The sequence below is a fragment of the Allobosea sp. GW823-FHT02B03 genome, from assembly GCF_058797755.1.
This window is the reverse complement of sequence record NZ_JBXAJY010000001.1, coordinates 533,195-547,188: the sequence shown is the minus strand read 5'-3', so window position 1 is coordinate 547,188 and position 13,994 is coordinate 533,195. Positions and strand designations below refer to the sequence as shown.

The 13,994-nt window shown below is 67.2% G+C and carries 14 protein-coding genes; 4 read left to right on the top strand and 10 right to left on the bottom strand.

All coding sequences use genetic code 11. The annotated features are described in order from the left end of the window. Positions 1 to 189: 189 nt before the first annotated feature. Genes rnhA through ispH form a run of 3 tightly spaced genes read right to left on the bottom strand, consistent with a single transcriptional unit; the run spans position 190 to position 2,586 of the window. A complete protein-coding gene (rnhA, locus tag AC1REK_RS02520) occupies positions 190 to 636 on the bottom strand; it encodes a ribonuclease HI (protein ID WP_316020445.1) in 447 nt (148 codons plus the stop codon). Further along, on the bottom strand, positions 633 to 1,598 hold the full coding sequence (locus AC1REK_RS02515) for a homoserine kinase (RefSeq protein WP_492267296.1): 966 nt from the start codon (positions 1,596 to 1,598) through the stop codon (positions 633 to 635). Before AC1REK_RS02515 ends, rnhA begins: the two co-directional genes overlap by 4 nt. 7 nt (positions 1,599 to 1,605) lie before the next feature. Continuing rightward, positions 1,606 to 2,586: a 4-hydroxy-3-methylbut-2-enyl diphosphate reductase gene (gene ispH, locus AC1REK_RS02510; RefSeq protein ID WP_492267297.1), complete on the bottom strand. Its 981-nt coding sequence runs from the start codon at positions 2,584 to 2,586 to the stop codon at positions 1,606 to 1,608. A gap of 195 nt (positions 2,587 to 2,781) precedes the next feature. Between ispH and AC1REK_RS02505 the strand changes: the two genes are divergently transcribed. The 3 genes from AC1REK_RS02505 to AC1REK_RS02495 all read left to right on the top strand — a co-directional run bounded on the left by AC1REK_RS02505 (position 2,782) and on the right by AC1REK_RS02495 (position 7,028). Beyond that, on the top strand, positions 2,782 to 4,644 hold the full coding sequence (locus tag AC1REK_RS02505; RefSeq protein ID WP_492267298.1) for a monovalent cation:proton antiporter-2 (CPA2) family protein: 1,863 nt from the start codon (positions 2,782 to 2,784) through the stop codon (positions 4,642 to 4,644). Next, on the top strand, positions 4,641 to 6,008 hold the full coding sequence (locus AC1REK_RS02500) for an MATE family efflux transporter (protein WP_492267299.1): 1,368 nt from the start codon (positions 4,641 to 4,643) through the stop codon (positions 6,006 to 6,008). Before AC1REK_RS02505 ends, AC1REK_RS02500 begins: the two co-directional genes overlap by 4 nt. Positions 6,009 to 6,122: 114 nt before the next feature. Continuing rightward, entirely contained in the window at positions 6,123 to 7,028 is a 906-nt protein-coding gene (locus tag AC1REK_RS02495) for a DUF937 domain-containing protein (protein ID WP_316020450.1), read from the top strand. Positions 7,029 to 7,146: 118 nt separating this feature from the next. Here the strand turns inward: AC1REK_RS02495 and AC1REK_RS02490 are convergent, their stop codons facing one another. Then, positions 7,147 to 7,509: a DUF1127 domain-containing protein gene (locus AC1REK_RS02490; RefSeq protein ID WP_492267300.1), complete on the bottom strand. Its 363-nt coding sequence runs from the start codon at positions 7,507 to 7,509 to the stop codon at positions 7,147 to 7,149. 169 nt (positions 7,510 to 7,678) lie between these two features. Between AC1REK_RS02490 and AC1REK_RS02485 the strand changes: the two genes are divergently transcribed. Beyond that, positions 7,679 to 8,560 carry a LysR substrate-binding domain-containing protein gene (locus AC1REK_RS02485; protein WP_066468091.1) on the top strand — a complete coding sequence of 294 codons (882 nt, stop codon included), beginning with the start codon at positions 7,679 to 7,681 and terminating at the stop codon, positions 8,558 to 8,560. Positions 8,561 to 8,579: 19 nt separating this feature from the next. On the opposite strand, the gene AC1REK_RS02480 is transcribed toward AC1REK_RS02485, so the two are convergent. From AC1REK_RS02480 to AC1REK_RS02455, 6 genes are all read right to left on the bottom strand, one after another. Further along, positions 8,580 to 9,122, bottom strand: a complete 543-nt coding sequence (locus tag AC1REK_RS02480; protein WP_492267301.1) for a TadE/TadG family type IV pilus assembly protein — start codon at positions 9,120 to 9,122, stop codon at positions 8,580 to 8,582. Next, positions 9,119 to 9,559, bottom strand: a complete 441-nt coding sequence (locus AC1REK_RS02475) for a TadE/TadG family type IV pilus assembly protein (RefSeq protein WP_492267302.1) — start codon at positions 9,557 to 9,559, stop codon at positions 9,119 to 9,121. Before AC1REK_RS02475 ends, AC1REK_RS02480 begins: the two co-directional genes overlap by 4 nt. 57 nt (positions 9,560 to 9,616) lie before the next feature. Continuing rightward, entirely contained in the window at positions 9,617 to 10,711 is a 1,095-nt protein-coding gene (locus AC1REK_RS02470; RefSeq protein ID WP_492267303.1) for a TadE/TadG family type IV pilus assembly protein, read from the bottom strand. Between the two features lie 256 nt (positions 10,712 to 10,967). Further along, positions 10,968 to 11,144: a Flp family type IVb pilin gene (locus AC1REK_RS02465; protein WP_316020456.1), complete on the bottom strand. Its 177-nt coding sequence runs from the start codon at positions 11,142 to 11,144 to the stop codon at positions 10,968 to 10,970. Positions 11,145 to 11,264: 120 nt separating this feature from the next. After that, positions 11,265 to 12,644, bottom strand: coding sequence for a glutamate--cysteine ligase (locus tag AC1REK_RS02460; protein ID WP_492267304.1), 1,380 nt, complete (start codon positions 12,642 to 12,644; stop codon positions 11,265 to 11,267). Positions 12,645 to 12,762: 118 nt separating this feature from the next. After that, positions 12,763 to 13,929 carry a carboxylate-amine ligase gene (locus AC1REK_RS02455; protein WP_492267305.1) on the bottom strand — a complete coding sequence of 389 codons (1,167 nt, stop codon included), beginning with the start codon at positions 13,927 to 13,929 and terminating at the stop codon, positions 12,763 to 12,765. Between the last annotated feature and the right edge of the window lie 65 nt (positions 13,930 to 13,994).

The window sequence follows — 13,994 nt, the reverse complement described above, 5'->3', positions numbered from 1 at the left end:
TGTCAGGGCTACGCCGCGTCGATTTCGCATGAAGCGAGATCCCGGCGACCTCGCAGCCTCTCTAGCCGGCAGACGTTGGATGAACGCGATCGCGGCAGGCGCACCAGTGTACGAAACCTCGTGCATCGAGATTTGGCCGGCGCGTCACCGAAGGTCAACAATCGACGCGCAGCCGCCGTCCCCCGCCCTTCACCGCCCCGGTTTGAACGGCGCCATCCCTGCCCGCGCGAGCGCGTCGGCGCGTTCGTTCATCTCGTCGCCGGCATGGCCCTTGACCCATTTCCACTCGATCTTGTGCTGCTTGAGGGCAGCGTCGAGGCGCTTCCAGAGCTCCTCGTTCTTGACCGGCTTCTTGTCGGCGGTCTTCCAGCCGTTCTTCTTCCAGCCATGGATCCAGGCGGTGATGCCCTGGCGCAGATACTGACTGTCGGTGTGGAGCGCGACGGTGCAGGGCCGGGTCAGCGTCTCCAGCGCCGAGATCGCTCCCATCAGCTCCATGCGGTTGTTGGTGGTCAGCGCCTCGCCGCCCGAAAGCTCGCGCTCCTTGCCCTTGTAGCTGAGGATCGCACCCCAGCCGCCGGGGCCCGGATTGCCCGAGCAGGCGCCGTCCGTCCAGACTTCGACGACGTCGCTCATCGGCGCAGCCCGTATTCGCGCGCATCCGAGACGCGCTGGTGGAAGGCGAGCTTGCGGTCGTATTCGAGCGGGTCGAGCGGCTTCACGAAGGCGCCTTCCGGCACGTTCAGCCAGTCGACCAGGCGGGTCAAAAGGAAGCGCAGCGCCGAGCCACGGCACAGCGCCGGCAGGGCCGCGACCTCGGCCGCCTCGAGCGGCCGGACGCTCTCATAGCCGGCGAGCAGGGCCTGGCCCTTGGTCAGGTTGAACGAGGCGTCGGCCTCGAAGCACCAGGAGTTCAGGCAGATCGCGAGGTCGTAGGCGAAGGCGTCGGTGCAGGCGAAATAGAAGTCGATCAGCCCGGAGAGCTGGTCCTTGATGAAGAAGACGTTGTTGGGGAAGAGGTCGGCATGGATGATGCCGCTCGGCAGCCCCTGCGGCCAGTTCCGCTCATGCGCCTCGATCTCGGCGAAGATGCGCTTCGACAACCCGGGCAGAACAGTGTCGGCCTCGGATCCCGCCTGCTCGGCGAGCGGGCGCCAGCCGGGTACGGAGAGGACGTTGGCGCGCTGCATACCGAAATCCCGGCCGGCCTCGTGCAGCAATGCGAGCCCGCGCCCGACCTCGCCGCAATGCGCGACCGTCGGCCGGCGAACGGAAAGACCGTCGAGGAAGGTGACGATCGCGGCAGGGCGCCCCGCGAGGCGCCCCACGGCGGCTCCGTCCCCGGTCCGCAGCGGCTGCGGGCAGATCAGGCCGCGCTGCGCCAGATGCTCCATCAGCCCGATGAAGAAAGGCAGATCGTCGGCGCAGACCCGCTCCTCATAGAGCGTCAGAATGTAGAAGCCCTGCGTGGTGTGCAGCAGGAAATTCGAGTTCGAGACGCCCTCGGCGATGCCCTTGGCCGACAGGAGGTCGCCAATGCCATAACCCGCCACGAAGGCAGCCATCTCGTTATCGGGTACTTCGGTATAAACGGCCACGATCAGCTCACACGGCCGGGGTCGAGGCCGGCTCGCCGCGCAATTCGCGCGGCAGGGGGAAGAAGACGCTCTCATCGGCGGTCGAGACGGTCTCGACCGTGACCTCATAGCGTTCGGCGAAGGCGTCGATGATCTCCTCGACCAGCACCTCCGGCGCGCTCGCGCCAGCTGTGAGGCCAAGGCGGCGGATATCGCCGAACAGCGACCAGTCGATCTCATCGGTGCGCAGGACGAGGCGCGCCACCGGGCAGCCTGCCCGCTCGGCGACCTCGCGCAGGCGCTGCGAGTTCGAGGAATTGGGGGAGCCGACCACGATCAGCCCGTCGACCAGCGGGGCGACGCGCTTGACCGCCTCCTGCCGGTTGGTGGTGGCGTAGCAGATGTCTTCCTTATGCGGCGCGATCAGCGCCGGGAAGCGCGCCTGCAGCGCCTCGACGATACCGCGGGTATCGTCGACCGAAAGCGTCGTCTGCGTGACATAGGCCAGCGGCTTGCCCTCGGGCGGGGTCAGCGCCGCGACGTCCTCGAGCGTCTCGATCAGGGTTATCGCACCCGGCGGCAACTGCCCCATGGTGCCGATCACCTCGGGATGGCCGGCATGGCCGACAAGCAGGATGTGCCGGCCGCGCTTGTGGTGGACCTCGGCCTCGCGATGCACCTTGGTGACCAGCGGGCAGGTCGCGTCGATGGCGAAGAAATTGCGCGCCTGCGCCTCGGCCGGCACCGACTTCGCCACGCCATGCGCAGAGAAGATCACCGGCCGCGTCGCATCGGGAACCTCGTCGAGCTCGGCGACGAAGACCGCGCCCTTCCGCTTCAGCGACTCGACCACGTATTTGTTGTGCACGATCTCGTGGCGGACATAGACCGGCGCGCCATGCAGCGTCAGCGCCTTCTCGACGGCGTCGATCGCCCTGACCACGCCGGCGCAGAAGCCGCGCGGGGCGCAGAGCAGGATGTCGAGCGGCGGTTTCGGCGCGGCGGTCACGGGGGTTCAGAGGCTCCGGCAAGGGCTGCGCCTTCTTTCGGTCTCACGCGAATGATGTCAAGGAAGCGGCTCGCCGCAGGCCGCAGGGGCGCCCCGCTCCTGCCGCCCCTCGCAGACGTGCCGCACAACGCCTAAATTGCCCCGGTCGGCCTGCCCTTGGCGCGCCAGGCCGCCCCATTCCAGCACGAGTCCTTCATGGCCGATGCCTCGCACGCCAGCTATCTGCCGCCGATCCTGACCTTCTGCGCCGGGGCCGTCGTCGCGGTTCCTCTGTTCCGGCGCTTCGGGCTCTCCGCCGTGCTCGGCTATCTCGCCGCCGGCATCGCCATCGGGCCGTCGCTGCTGGCCGTGGTCAAGGACCCGGACGCGATCCGTGGTACGGCCGAGATCGGCGTCGTGCTGCTGCTCTTCCTGGTCGGGCTCGAACTGCAGCCTTCGCGTCTTTACTCGATGCGCCGCGACATCCTCGGCTCCGGCCTCGCCCAGATGGTGCTGAGCGCGGGCGTGATCGGCGGCATCGCCTGGCATCTCGGGCTGAGGCCCGGCGGGGCGGTCGCGGTCGGCCTCGCGCTCGCCCTCTCCGCGACCTCGATCGCCCTGCAATTGCTCGAAGAGCGTGGCGACGGCGCCGAGCGCTATGGCCGGCGCTGCTTCTCCGTCCTGCTGTTCCAGGATATCGCGATCGCGCCGATGCTCGCCGTGCTGCCGCTGCTGGCGACGACCGGCGTGGCCAATGACGAGAACGCCGTGCAGGCGCTCGCCGGGCTTGGACTGGCGCTGCTCGCGGTCGCGGCGCTGGTGTTCGCCGGCCGCTATGCGCTGAATCCGTTCTTCCGCCTGCTCGCCAAATCCGGCGCAAGGGAGGTGATGACGGCGGCTGCGCTGCTCGTCGTGCTCGGCGCGGCGCTGGTCATGGAGAAGGTCGGCCTCTCCATGGCGATGGGCGCCTTCCTCGCCGGCGTGCTGCTGGCCGACTCGCATTTCCGTCATGAGCTCGAGGCCGACATCGAGCCCTTCCGCGGCGTGCTGCTCGGCCTGTTCTTCATGGCGGTCGGCATGTCGATCGACCTCAAGCTGGTGCTCGACAATGCGCTGCTGCTCGCGCTCGCAGCGCCCGCGCTGGTCCTGTTCAAGATTGCCGTCGCAGCCGCGATCCTGCGCGCCTCCTGTTCGACCTGGACCGAGGCAATCCGGGCCGGCGCCCTGCTGTCGCCGGCCGGCGAATTCGCCTTCGTGCTGCTGCCGATGGCGGCCTCGCTCGGCCTGCTCAGCGAGCATCACGGCGCCATCGCCACCGCGCTCGCCGCCCTCAGCATGCTGATCGGCCCGGTTCTCGCCAAGCTGATCGACGCCTGGCTGCTGGCGCGCGCCGCCCCGCCGGAGGAGATCGAGGAGGATTTCAGCGGCACCACGCCTTCCGTGCTGGTGATCGGCTTCGGCCGCTTCGGCCAGGTGGTGACGCAGGCGCTGCTGCTGCAGCATATCGACGTGACCGTGATCGATTCCGATGTCGAGCGCATCCGCTCCGCCGCCAAGTTCGGTTTCAAGATCTACTATGGCGACGGCACGCGGCTCGACGTGCTGCGCGCGGCCGGAGCGGGCAAGGCCAGGATCGTCTGCATCTGCGTCGACAATCGCGAGGCGGCACTGCGCATCGTCGAGATGGCCAAGGCCGAGTTCCCGACGGTGCGCCTGCATGCCCGCGCCTTCGACCGCGTCCACGCCATCGACCTGATGCGCGCCGATGTCGACTTCCAGATGCGCGAGACCTTCGAATCGGCGCTCGGCTTCAGCCGGGTGACGCTGGAGGGGCTCGGGCTCGACTATGAGGAGGCAAGCCTGGTGATCGAGAACGTGCGCGAGCGCGATGCCCAGCGCATGGAAATCCAGTTCAGCGAAGGCATCGCCGCCGGCCTGCAGAAGGTGCCGCGCGTCTCGCCCGAGCCGCTGGTCAAGCCGAAGGCCAAGTCGAAGGCGCTCTCCGAGGAGACCCGCGAGGTCATCGAGGACGGCGGTGCCGAGGTCGCGGTCGGCGGTGTCGGAGAACCGGCCGAGTGAACGCTCCCAGCAAAAGCCCCGCCGTCTTCGTCACCGGCTCGACCCTGCGCCATGTCGCGGTGATGACGGCGACCGCTTCCGTCGGCCTGATGGCCGTGTTCGTCGTCGACCTGCTGTCCCTGCTCTATGTCTCGCGCCTGGGGCGACCGGCGGCGACGGCCGGCGTCGGCTACGCCACCATCGTCCTCTACCTCGTCGTCTCCTTCAATGTCGGGCTGATGATCGCGGTCACTGCCCTGACGGCGCGCGCCCTTGGCGCCGGCGACCGCGCCGCCGCGCGCCGGCTGGCGGCGTCGTCGCTCACCCTGATGGCCGTCGCGGCCTTCGTGCTGAGCGCCCTGATCCTGCCGCTGCTGCCCTGGCTGCTGACGCGCCTCGGCGCGCAGGGCGAGGCCTATGCCGTCGCCCATTCCTTCCTGTGGATCACCTTGCCGTCGAATGTGCTGATGGCGCTCGGCATGGGGTTCTCCGCCGTGCTGCGCGCTGTCGGCGACGCCAAGCGGGCGATGTATGTCACGCTGTCCGGCGGCGTCGTGATCGCCGGACTGGACCCGCTGCTGATCTTCGGACTCGGCCTCGGGCCGGACGGCGCCGCCATCGCCACCGTGATCTCGCGACTGATGCTCGTCGCGGTCGGCTATCACGGCGCGGTCAAGGTCCACGGCATCGTGGCGCGACCGACGCTCGCCGCAGTGCGGGCCGATGCCGGCCGCTCCTTCGCCATCGCCGCGCCGGCGATCCTGACCAATCTCTCCAACCCGATCGCCAATGCCTTCTTCGCCAGCATCATCGCCCGCTTCGGCGACCAGGCGATCGCCGCGACCGCGATCATCGACCGGCTCGTGCCGGTGGCGTTCGGGGCGCTGTTCGCGCTGTCCGGCGCGATCGGGCCGATCCTCGGACAGAACTGGGGGGCGCTGCGCTTCGACCGGATGCGCCGGGCGCTGACCGACTCGGTCTGCTTTGCCGCGGCCTGCGTCGCCATCGCCTGGCTGCTGCTGGTGCTGCTGCGCCACCCGCTCACCACCCTGTTCGATGCGAGCGACGAAACGGCGGAGATCGTCGTGTTCTTCTGCCTGATCTCCGGCCCGATGTGGCTGTTCGTCGGCGCCCTCTTCGTCGCCAATGCCGCCTTCAACAATCTCGGCATGCCGCTCTACTCGACCGTGTTCAGCTGGGGCCGGGCGACGCTCGGCACCGTGCCGATGGCCTTCATCGGCGCGCACTATGCCGGGCCGAAGGGCGCCATCGCCGGTGCGGCTCTCGGAGCGGTGCTGTTCGGCGTGCTGGCCCTGGTCTTCGCCTATCGCGCGATCGGGAAGTTGGAGCGGCAGGCGGCGGCGCAGGCGGCCTCGCTTGCCTGATCCCGCCCGGCTGATATCGTCGGGGCAATGGCTGGCGCGCTCCGGTGGTTCGACCGATTCCGGCCGAACGGAAGACGCGCCGATGGCGGGACCGAACCCGCAAGGGAGCATGCCATGATGAACCTGTTCGAGATGATGCAGACGGCCCAGAACGGCCAGGCCATGCAGAATCTGGCGCGGCAATACGGCCTCTCCCAACAGCAGACGCAAGCCGCGCTCGATGCGCTCTTGCCGGCCTTCTCCATGGGCCTGCAGCGCCAGACGCAGAACCCCTACGCCTTCGGCAATCTCGCCCAGATGATGACGGCGACGCCCTTCGGCCAGATGTACGACACCGATGGCGACGGCATCCCCGATTCCGCGGCGCCGATGGGCAAGGACGTGCTGAGCCAGCTCTTCGGCTCCAAGGAGGTCAGCAACGCCATCACCGCCCAGGCGGCCGCGACCAGCGGCGTCGGCCAGGCGATCCTCAAGCAGATGCTGCCGGTGATCGCCGCGATGGTGATGGGCGGGCTGTCCAAGTCGGCCGGCAATCAGGGCCTCGGCGGCATTCTCGGCCAGTTCGCCGAGATGATGCGCGGGCAGGCGCCGAACCCGCCGAAGCCGGGCATGCAGGCCAGTCCCGGCAATCCGCTCGAGGCCATTCTCGGTGGACTGTTCGGCGGGCAGGCGCCGGCGACCGGACAGGCCCCGGGCGGCGGCCCGTTCGGTGGCGCGCCGATGCCGGGCAACCCGGCCGATATGGGCAACATCTTCGGCCAGATCCTGACCGGCATGTTCGGCGGCGGCCAGCCGCCGCAGGAAGGACCCAAGCCGGCGCCGCAGCGCCGTCAGCCCGAGCCGGAACCGGAACCCCAGCCGCAGCAGCCGGCGCCTTCCGGCGAGACCAGTCCCGGCTCGATCGGCCTCGATGCCCTCAACCAGATGTTCGAGCATGGCCGCAAGGTGCAGGACAGCCACCAAGACGCGCTGAAATCGATCTTCGATGCGATGCTCGGCGGCGGCCAGCGCCGCGCCTGAGGCTTGCTGCAAGACCGGGCCGTTCAGAACAGACCGCCTCACCTTCTCGGCGGATACGGCGCAAGAAAAAGGGCGGCGGCCGAAGCCACCGCCCGCAGGAACGCGTCACGCCAAGGGGTCAGGCGTTGCACGCGATCTCGATGGTCCGCGCCGTCGGCGCGGCGGCCGGCTGGGCTACGGCATGTCGAAGACCAACCTCTCGGCGGTGCGCGGCCGCCGACTGCTGCTGCGCCGAGCGGGCCGAGAGAACGGCGGAGGGATCGCGCAGCCAGGAGGTCGCCAGCGCCCCCTCGACGTCGGAACGCACGAGGCCGATATCCTTCAGGCCGCGCTCGTCGAGTTCGCTGAGCTGCAGCACTTCGCGGCGGTGCACCCAGGCGCGGATCAGATTTTTGAAGCCGGTGACCGTCTGGGTGGCGGCACGCGTCGCGCTGCCGCCGAGGGCAGACGTGGACTTCGCGGCATAGGTCATGATCAGCATGACGGCCTCCTCGGGTTGAACGGCGGATCGGGTTTTCCGGGCCAGCTGGTCGCGCCATGACAGGAACCGGAAAGTGACCCAAAGGTAACTCCCCGCTGGTCATCAGCCAAACGAATGGTTATGATGTTTGGCACAATTAATTTTGATACCCCTTCGGAGGGACGCCGGCATGGCCCATGTGCTCGACGCCGACCAGCTCAAGACCTTCGTCGCCATCGCCGACACCGGCTCCTTCACCCGCGCCGCCGAAATCGTCTTCAAGACCCAGTCGGCTGTTTCGATGCAGATGAAGCGGCTCGAGGAGCGCGTCGGACGGCCCCTGTTCGGCCGTGACGGGCGCCATGCCAAGCTGACCGAGGATGGCGAGCGCCTGCTCGACTATGCCCGCCGGATCGTCCGCCTGAACCTGGAATGCGTCGCGAGCTTCACGGAAGCTGATCTGAAGGGCCGGATCAGGCTCGGTGTGCCCGACGACTATGCCGACCGCTATCTGCCGGAGATCCTGGCGCGCTTCGCCCGCTCGAACCCGCGCACCGAAGTCACCGTGGTCTGCGAGCCGACGCCGATGCTGGCCGAGCGGATCGCCACCGGCGACATCGACCTTGCGATCATCACCCATGTCGAGGGACGCGGTCAGGGCGAGATCATCCGGATCGAGCCCCTGCTCTGGGTCACCTCGGCGCGCCATTGCGTGCATGAGGAGGACCCGCTGCCGCTGGCGCTGGGGCGGCCGACCTGCAATTGGCGGCAGGCGGCGGTCGAGGCGCTGGAGAACAAGGGGCGGCGCTTCCGCGTGCTCTATGCCAGCTGGAACTCGACCGCGGTCGGCGCGGCAGTGGTGGCGGGGCTCGCCGTCTCGGTGCTTCCGGAAAGCGCCGTCCGGCCCGGCATGCGCATCCTCGGCGCTTCGGAAGGCTATGCCAGCCTGCCCTCCTGCAAGATCGGGCTGCTCAGGACCCGGCACGACCCGTCGATCCTCTCGAACGCCCTCGCCGAGCACATCATCCAGAGCCTGGACAATCTGCAGAGCTTCAAGACCGCGGCGGAGTAGGCGAACAAAACTCCGAGGATCAGCTCTTGCGCAACCTGACCGTCACGGCCGAAGAGCGGAAATTCATGGTGGTGAAGCCCCAGTCATCGGCCAGGCGCAAGATGATCGGCTGATGGGTATAGGTGGCGAGGACCCCGATGCCGCTATCACCTTCGTTCAGAAGCGCCAAAGCGCGTGCGTTCATATCGGCCGGCAGGTACGTCATGTTGCCGCCGAGGCTGTTGCCATCGATCTGGTTGTTCTTCTCGTTGAAACGCACCATGCCCAGTTGGATGGTCCCAAGCTGCGGCGCGATGTTGGCCCTCCGATCCATGATCGACAGGATCGTCGTATCGACACAGACCTCATTCGCGCAGGCCGCGAGGACCTGGGCGATCTCGGCCGTAAGGCGATTGAGATCACGCCTGATGGTGACGGCCTGGGTCGCGTCAACCGCTGCCGACAGCATCGCGAACATGGCCGCGCTGATCAGGGCGAACTCGACGGCGGCGACGCCGCGCTCATCGCGGACGAAACTACGCCGCTTCGCATTCCGAAACAGTCTAGCGACAGGCTTCATCATGGCCTCACATAGAGCGCGGCTGCTGAGACATGGAGCGTCGGTAGCCCAGGCACGAAGGTAATGACCGGCGCCCGAGCGCGCATCATCATCGCGGCACCGGAAGGCCCGGCAACGAAGGTCGCTCCGGTGATCGGCTGGGCGGCCGGCCCGTAATTCGACAGTGGCTGGGTTTCGAGCCGCAGATTGCCGGCGCAGTTCTCGAGCGCGATCATCCGCTGGCAAATCTGCTGCGCCACTTGTGCGCGGTTGCCCGCATAGGTGCCCGCGGTGCGGCCGGTTGCCGCCTCGGCAACCGCGTCGCGGATGTACATCTGCGCCAGGAAGGCGAGAGAGAATTGGAGGATGCTGAGCAGCAGGATCATCGAGGTCAGGCCGATGAACGCGAACTCGACCGCGACTGCGCCCTTCCTGTCGCGACGGAAGGCTTGGAAGCACACCGCAAGGCGCCTCGCATAATCCAATCGACTACCGATCCTCATCGTCTCAGCACTCCATCACGGGCAGCTACCGCTACAGAACCGGATGTAGTCGATCAGCCCGCCATACGTGTCCTCGCGGCCGGCAGCCTGGAAGAAGATGCGGTAGGTTCCTTTCGTCGTGACCTTCAGTGGAATCTTGCGCGGGGTCCACTTGTCGGTGTGCACGCAGACGTCGACCTGGTCGGTCGCCTTGTCCACGTCCTTGTTAGGCGTGACATAGGAACTCGCCTTCTTCTGGAAGAAGACCTCGATGCGGTTGGTCTGCTCTCTCCAAGTCGCCGCCTTGAGCTTGTCCCACTCCGCCTTCGCGTCGGTCTTGTAGGCGCATAGGGTCTGGCCGGCGTAGGCCGGGTTGCGCTCGCGCGAGATGTACCAGTAGCTCAGTTCGTAGTCGCCGACCTCGAGGTTGGTGAACTCGCGCCACATGCTGGAATTGGTCTTGCAGCCTGAGGTGTAGCAATGCGAATCCAGCTCGGCGAAGAAGTTACCGAAGCGGATCTCGTTCGCGGCGAGCGACGGGATACCGTTGATCTCGATACCGCCCTGGGAACTCTGGGTCGTCCAACCGTTCCAGTTCTTAAGCACGGTCCAGGCGTTCGAGGCGACATTGTGCTCGGTCTCGAAGGATTCGGCGAACAGGACCTTGCCGGTTCCCGTGGGCGGCGTCCCCGGAGTCCCGACGACATAATTGCACTGGCGCTCGACGCGAAGCGCGACCGTCTGATAACCGAGAATGCCGCTAAAGGCATTGGAACTCGTGGCCGTCGCAACCGCAGTGATAACGTTGCTTGCCAGCGTCGTGTCCACCGCGACGCCAGTGACTCCGGGCTGGGAGAGCTTGCTGACCGCATCGTTGATCTTGGTCTTCGCGAACGAGGTATAGTCCCTTTTGGGATCGGCCCCGGTCTTTCGCGACTCGACGTTGATGTCGAGGGCGGCCTCGCGGCAACTCAGTTCGACGACACTGGCGATCGCCTGACGCCGCGCTGCCGCCTGACTGTAGTCAATGCCGCCGCCGACGGCGAGCGCAAGCACCGGCAGGCCGAGGGCGAACATCAGCGCAGTCGAGCCGCGGGCATCCTTCAGGAAGCTGCGAAATAGGGGCGTCATTCCAAGGCCTCGCGGAAAGCGCCGAAAATGCGGCGCGACGATGCCAGAACCGTACGGGCGGGCGGATTGACAAAATCTTGCGCAGGCTCGTGAAAACCGGGGGTATCGGCGCATGAGCGGGCCAGATCGGCTGCCGCGGGCTGAATATGGTAAAGTTTAGTGAAACTGCGCCGCGCAATTTCCAGGCCAATCGACAGGCAGCGCTCTTGCGCGCGCACGATGTAAGGCAGGGCGCAGCGGCGAAAGCCGCGATTGCTCAGGGATTGAAGCCGGCGGCCGCCTGCTGGAAGAAGCCGAGCACGCTCTGTCCGATCGTCGTCGCCGCCGTAACGCAGGCCAGCGAGATCATCGCCGCGATCAGGCAGTATTCGACCGCCGTGGCGCCACGGTCATCGTGCAGAAAGTCGCGGGCAAGGGCGAAAATCGGCTTCATGTCGCCATTGCTAGCGGCAAGCTGCGGAGAATTCGTTAATCCGAACCGCAAAATTCGGGGGCAAGCGCAATTATCGGCCCGAGGCCGCCGCGCGTGCGCACCCTTCCCTGCTTCGGTGCCTCACAACACCAGTTCGGTGAACGCCGGCTCGGTCCGCCCGCCCCAGGCCCCCTGCTGGCGCACTGCCAGCCGCTCGGCGAGGCTGCGCCCGGCATCGGCGATCGCGATCACCGGCTCGAGATAGCGGGTTTCGTCGCGGCCCTGCGCATCGAGGCGGGCGCGACGGGCGAGGCCGGCGCGCGACAATTCGACGACTTCGCGCGCGATGTCGCGCAACGGACGGCCGCCGATTCTGGCATTGAGCCCGGCCTTGGGAACATCGTCGCGCAAACGCTGGCGCTCCTCGGCGCTCCAGCCCTTGACGATATCCCAGGCTGCAGCAAGCGAGGCATCGTCATAGAGCAATCCGACCCAGAAGGCCGGCAGCGCGTTCAGCATCTCGACCGGTCCGGCATCGGCGCCGCGCATCTCGATATAGCGCTTCAGCCGCACCTCGGGGAACAGGGTGGAGAGATGGTTGGCCCAATCCGACATGGTCGCGCATTCGCCCGGCAGCTGCGCGAGCCGGCCCGCAAGCAGGTCGCGGAAGGAGGCGCCAGCGACGTCGTGATAGATGTCGCCGCGCTTGACGAAATACATGGGAACGTCGAGCGCCCAGTCGACATAGGCCTCGTAGGACATGCCTGCATCGAAGGCGAAGGGCAGCATGCCGGCGCGGGCATTGTCGGTGTCGCGCCAGATCTCCGAGCGCATCGACTGCAGGCCGTTGAGCTTGCCCTCGCTGAACGGCGAAGCGGCGAAGAGCGCGGTCGCGAGCGGCTGCAAGGCGAGCGAGACGCGCAGCTTCGCCACCATGTCGGCCTCGCTGGCAAAGTCGAGATTCACCTGCACGGTGCAGGTTCGGAACATCATGTCGAGCCCGCGCGTGCCGACCTTCGGCATGTAGTTCGCCATGATCTTGTAGCGCCGCTTCGGCATCATCGGCGTCTGCGCGAGTGTCCAGAGCGGCGAATGCCCAAGGCCGAGGAAACGGATGCCGTGCGGCTCCGCGACCGCGTGGAGATCGGCCAGATGAGCATCGAGCTCGGCCGCGGTCTCATGCACGCTTGCCACCGGCGCGCCGGAAAGCTCGAACTGGCCACCCGGCTCCAGAGAGATCGCGCCGCCACCATCGGGGCCGGCGAGTCCGATGATATGGCCGTCGTCGAGGATCGGCTCCCAGCCGAGGCGTGCTTGCATGCCCTCGAGCAGGGCCCGGATGCCGCCACGTCCGCCTTTGCCCTCATAGGGCACCGGGCTCAGATCGCCGGCATAGAATGGGAATTTCTCGTGTTCGGTGCCGAGCTTGAATGCGGAAGCGGGCTTCTCACCCTCGGCGATCCAGCCGATCAGTTCGGCCTTCGAGCTGATCGGAGTGGAATCGGACACGTCGCGGGCCATCAGGCGCTCCGGCAAGGAAGGCTTCGGAGCGCCAGACATAGGCGAGCGCCGCCGTGACCACAACGATCACGGATGCGGGGGTGTGGTCACAATCTTGCCGAAATGCATGATCCGCGGTTCAGGCGGCACCGCGCAGGGTCGTGCCCGCCTGCCCGTTGCCGCCGGCACGGGTCTGTGCCGCCAGCCAATCGACGACGGCGCGCATTCCGGCATCCTGGCCGCCGCTGCCGGCGCGGGCCTCTTCAAAGATGGCGAGCTGTATGTCGGCGCTGGTCCCGCCCGCGACGATGCTGCGGCACGACGCCAGATCCGCCCCGCAGCCCAGCGCGGCGGCGTCCTCGGCCAGCATCGCCAGCACCTCGTCGAGCACCTCGGCGACCGGGCGCATGGCGCGCCGATCCGCGCAGACGAAGCCGCCATGCAGCCCATAGCGCTGTGCCCGCCAGATGTTCTCGGCAGCGATGGCACGCGAGGCTGCGGTGAGCTTGCCGTTGAGCGTCGGCTTGCGGGCAAGGTGGCGCACAAGGCAGCGGTAGAGCGCGGCGATGGCGAGAGTGTCGTCCAGCCGTGTGCAACTGTCGGCGACCCGCAATTCCAGCGTCGGGTGCTTTTCCGAGGGGCGGATAGACCACCAGATGAAGCTCGAATCGCGGATCGCCCCGGAGGCCACCATGGTCTCGACATAGGCGTGATAATCGGCCGCGTCGGTGAAAAGTTCAGGCAGGCCGGTGCGCGGCAATTCTGCATAGGCGCACAGGCGATAACCCATCAAACCGGTACGGCGACCCTGCCAGAAGGGCGAGGACGTCGAAAGCGCCAGCAGCAGCGGCAGATAGGGCAGCATCCGCACCATGATGCCGATGCGCAGATCCTCGTCCGGCACCTCGACATGAACATGCAGGCCGCAGAGCTGGTTGCGGCTGCCGAGCATCTGCAGGTCACGCATGATGCCGTCATAGCGCTTGGCCTCGGTGGCACGCTGGCGCGACCAGACGGCGCTGGGATGAGTGCCGCAGGCCAGCAGCAGCATGTCGTGGTCGAGCGCAATCGCAGCGAGCCCGGCACGCAGCCGCGACAGGGACAGCCGGGCCTGCGCCATGTTCTCGCAGATCGGCGTCATGACCTCGATCTGCGACTGCAGCATCTCGCGCTGCAGCTCGTTCGGAAAGGCCGCCTGGGCCGCCTCGATGAAATGCGGAGAAATCTTGCGCGCGATGCCGCGGCTCTCGGCGTCGGACAGGAAATACTCTTCCTCGATGCCGAAGCGATAGGCCTTGCTCACCATATCCACCCTCCCCCTGGCCGGCGCCTCCTCGGCGCGGCGCCAGACTGCCCGTCATTGAGTCGGAA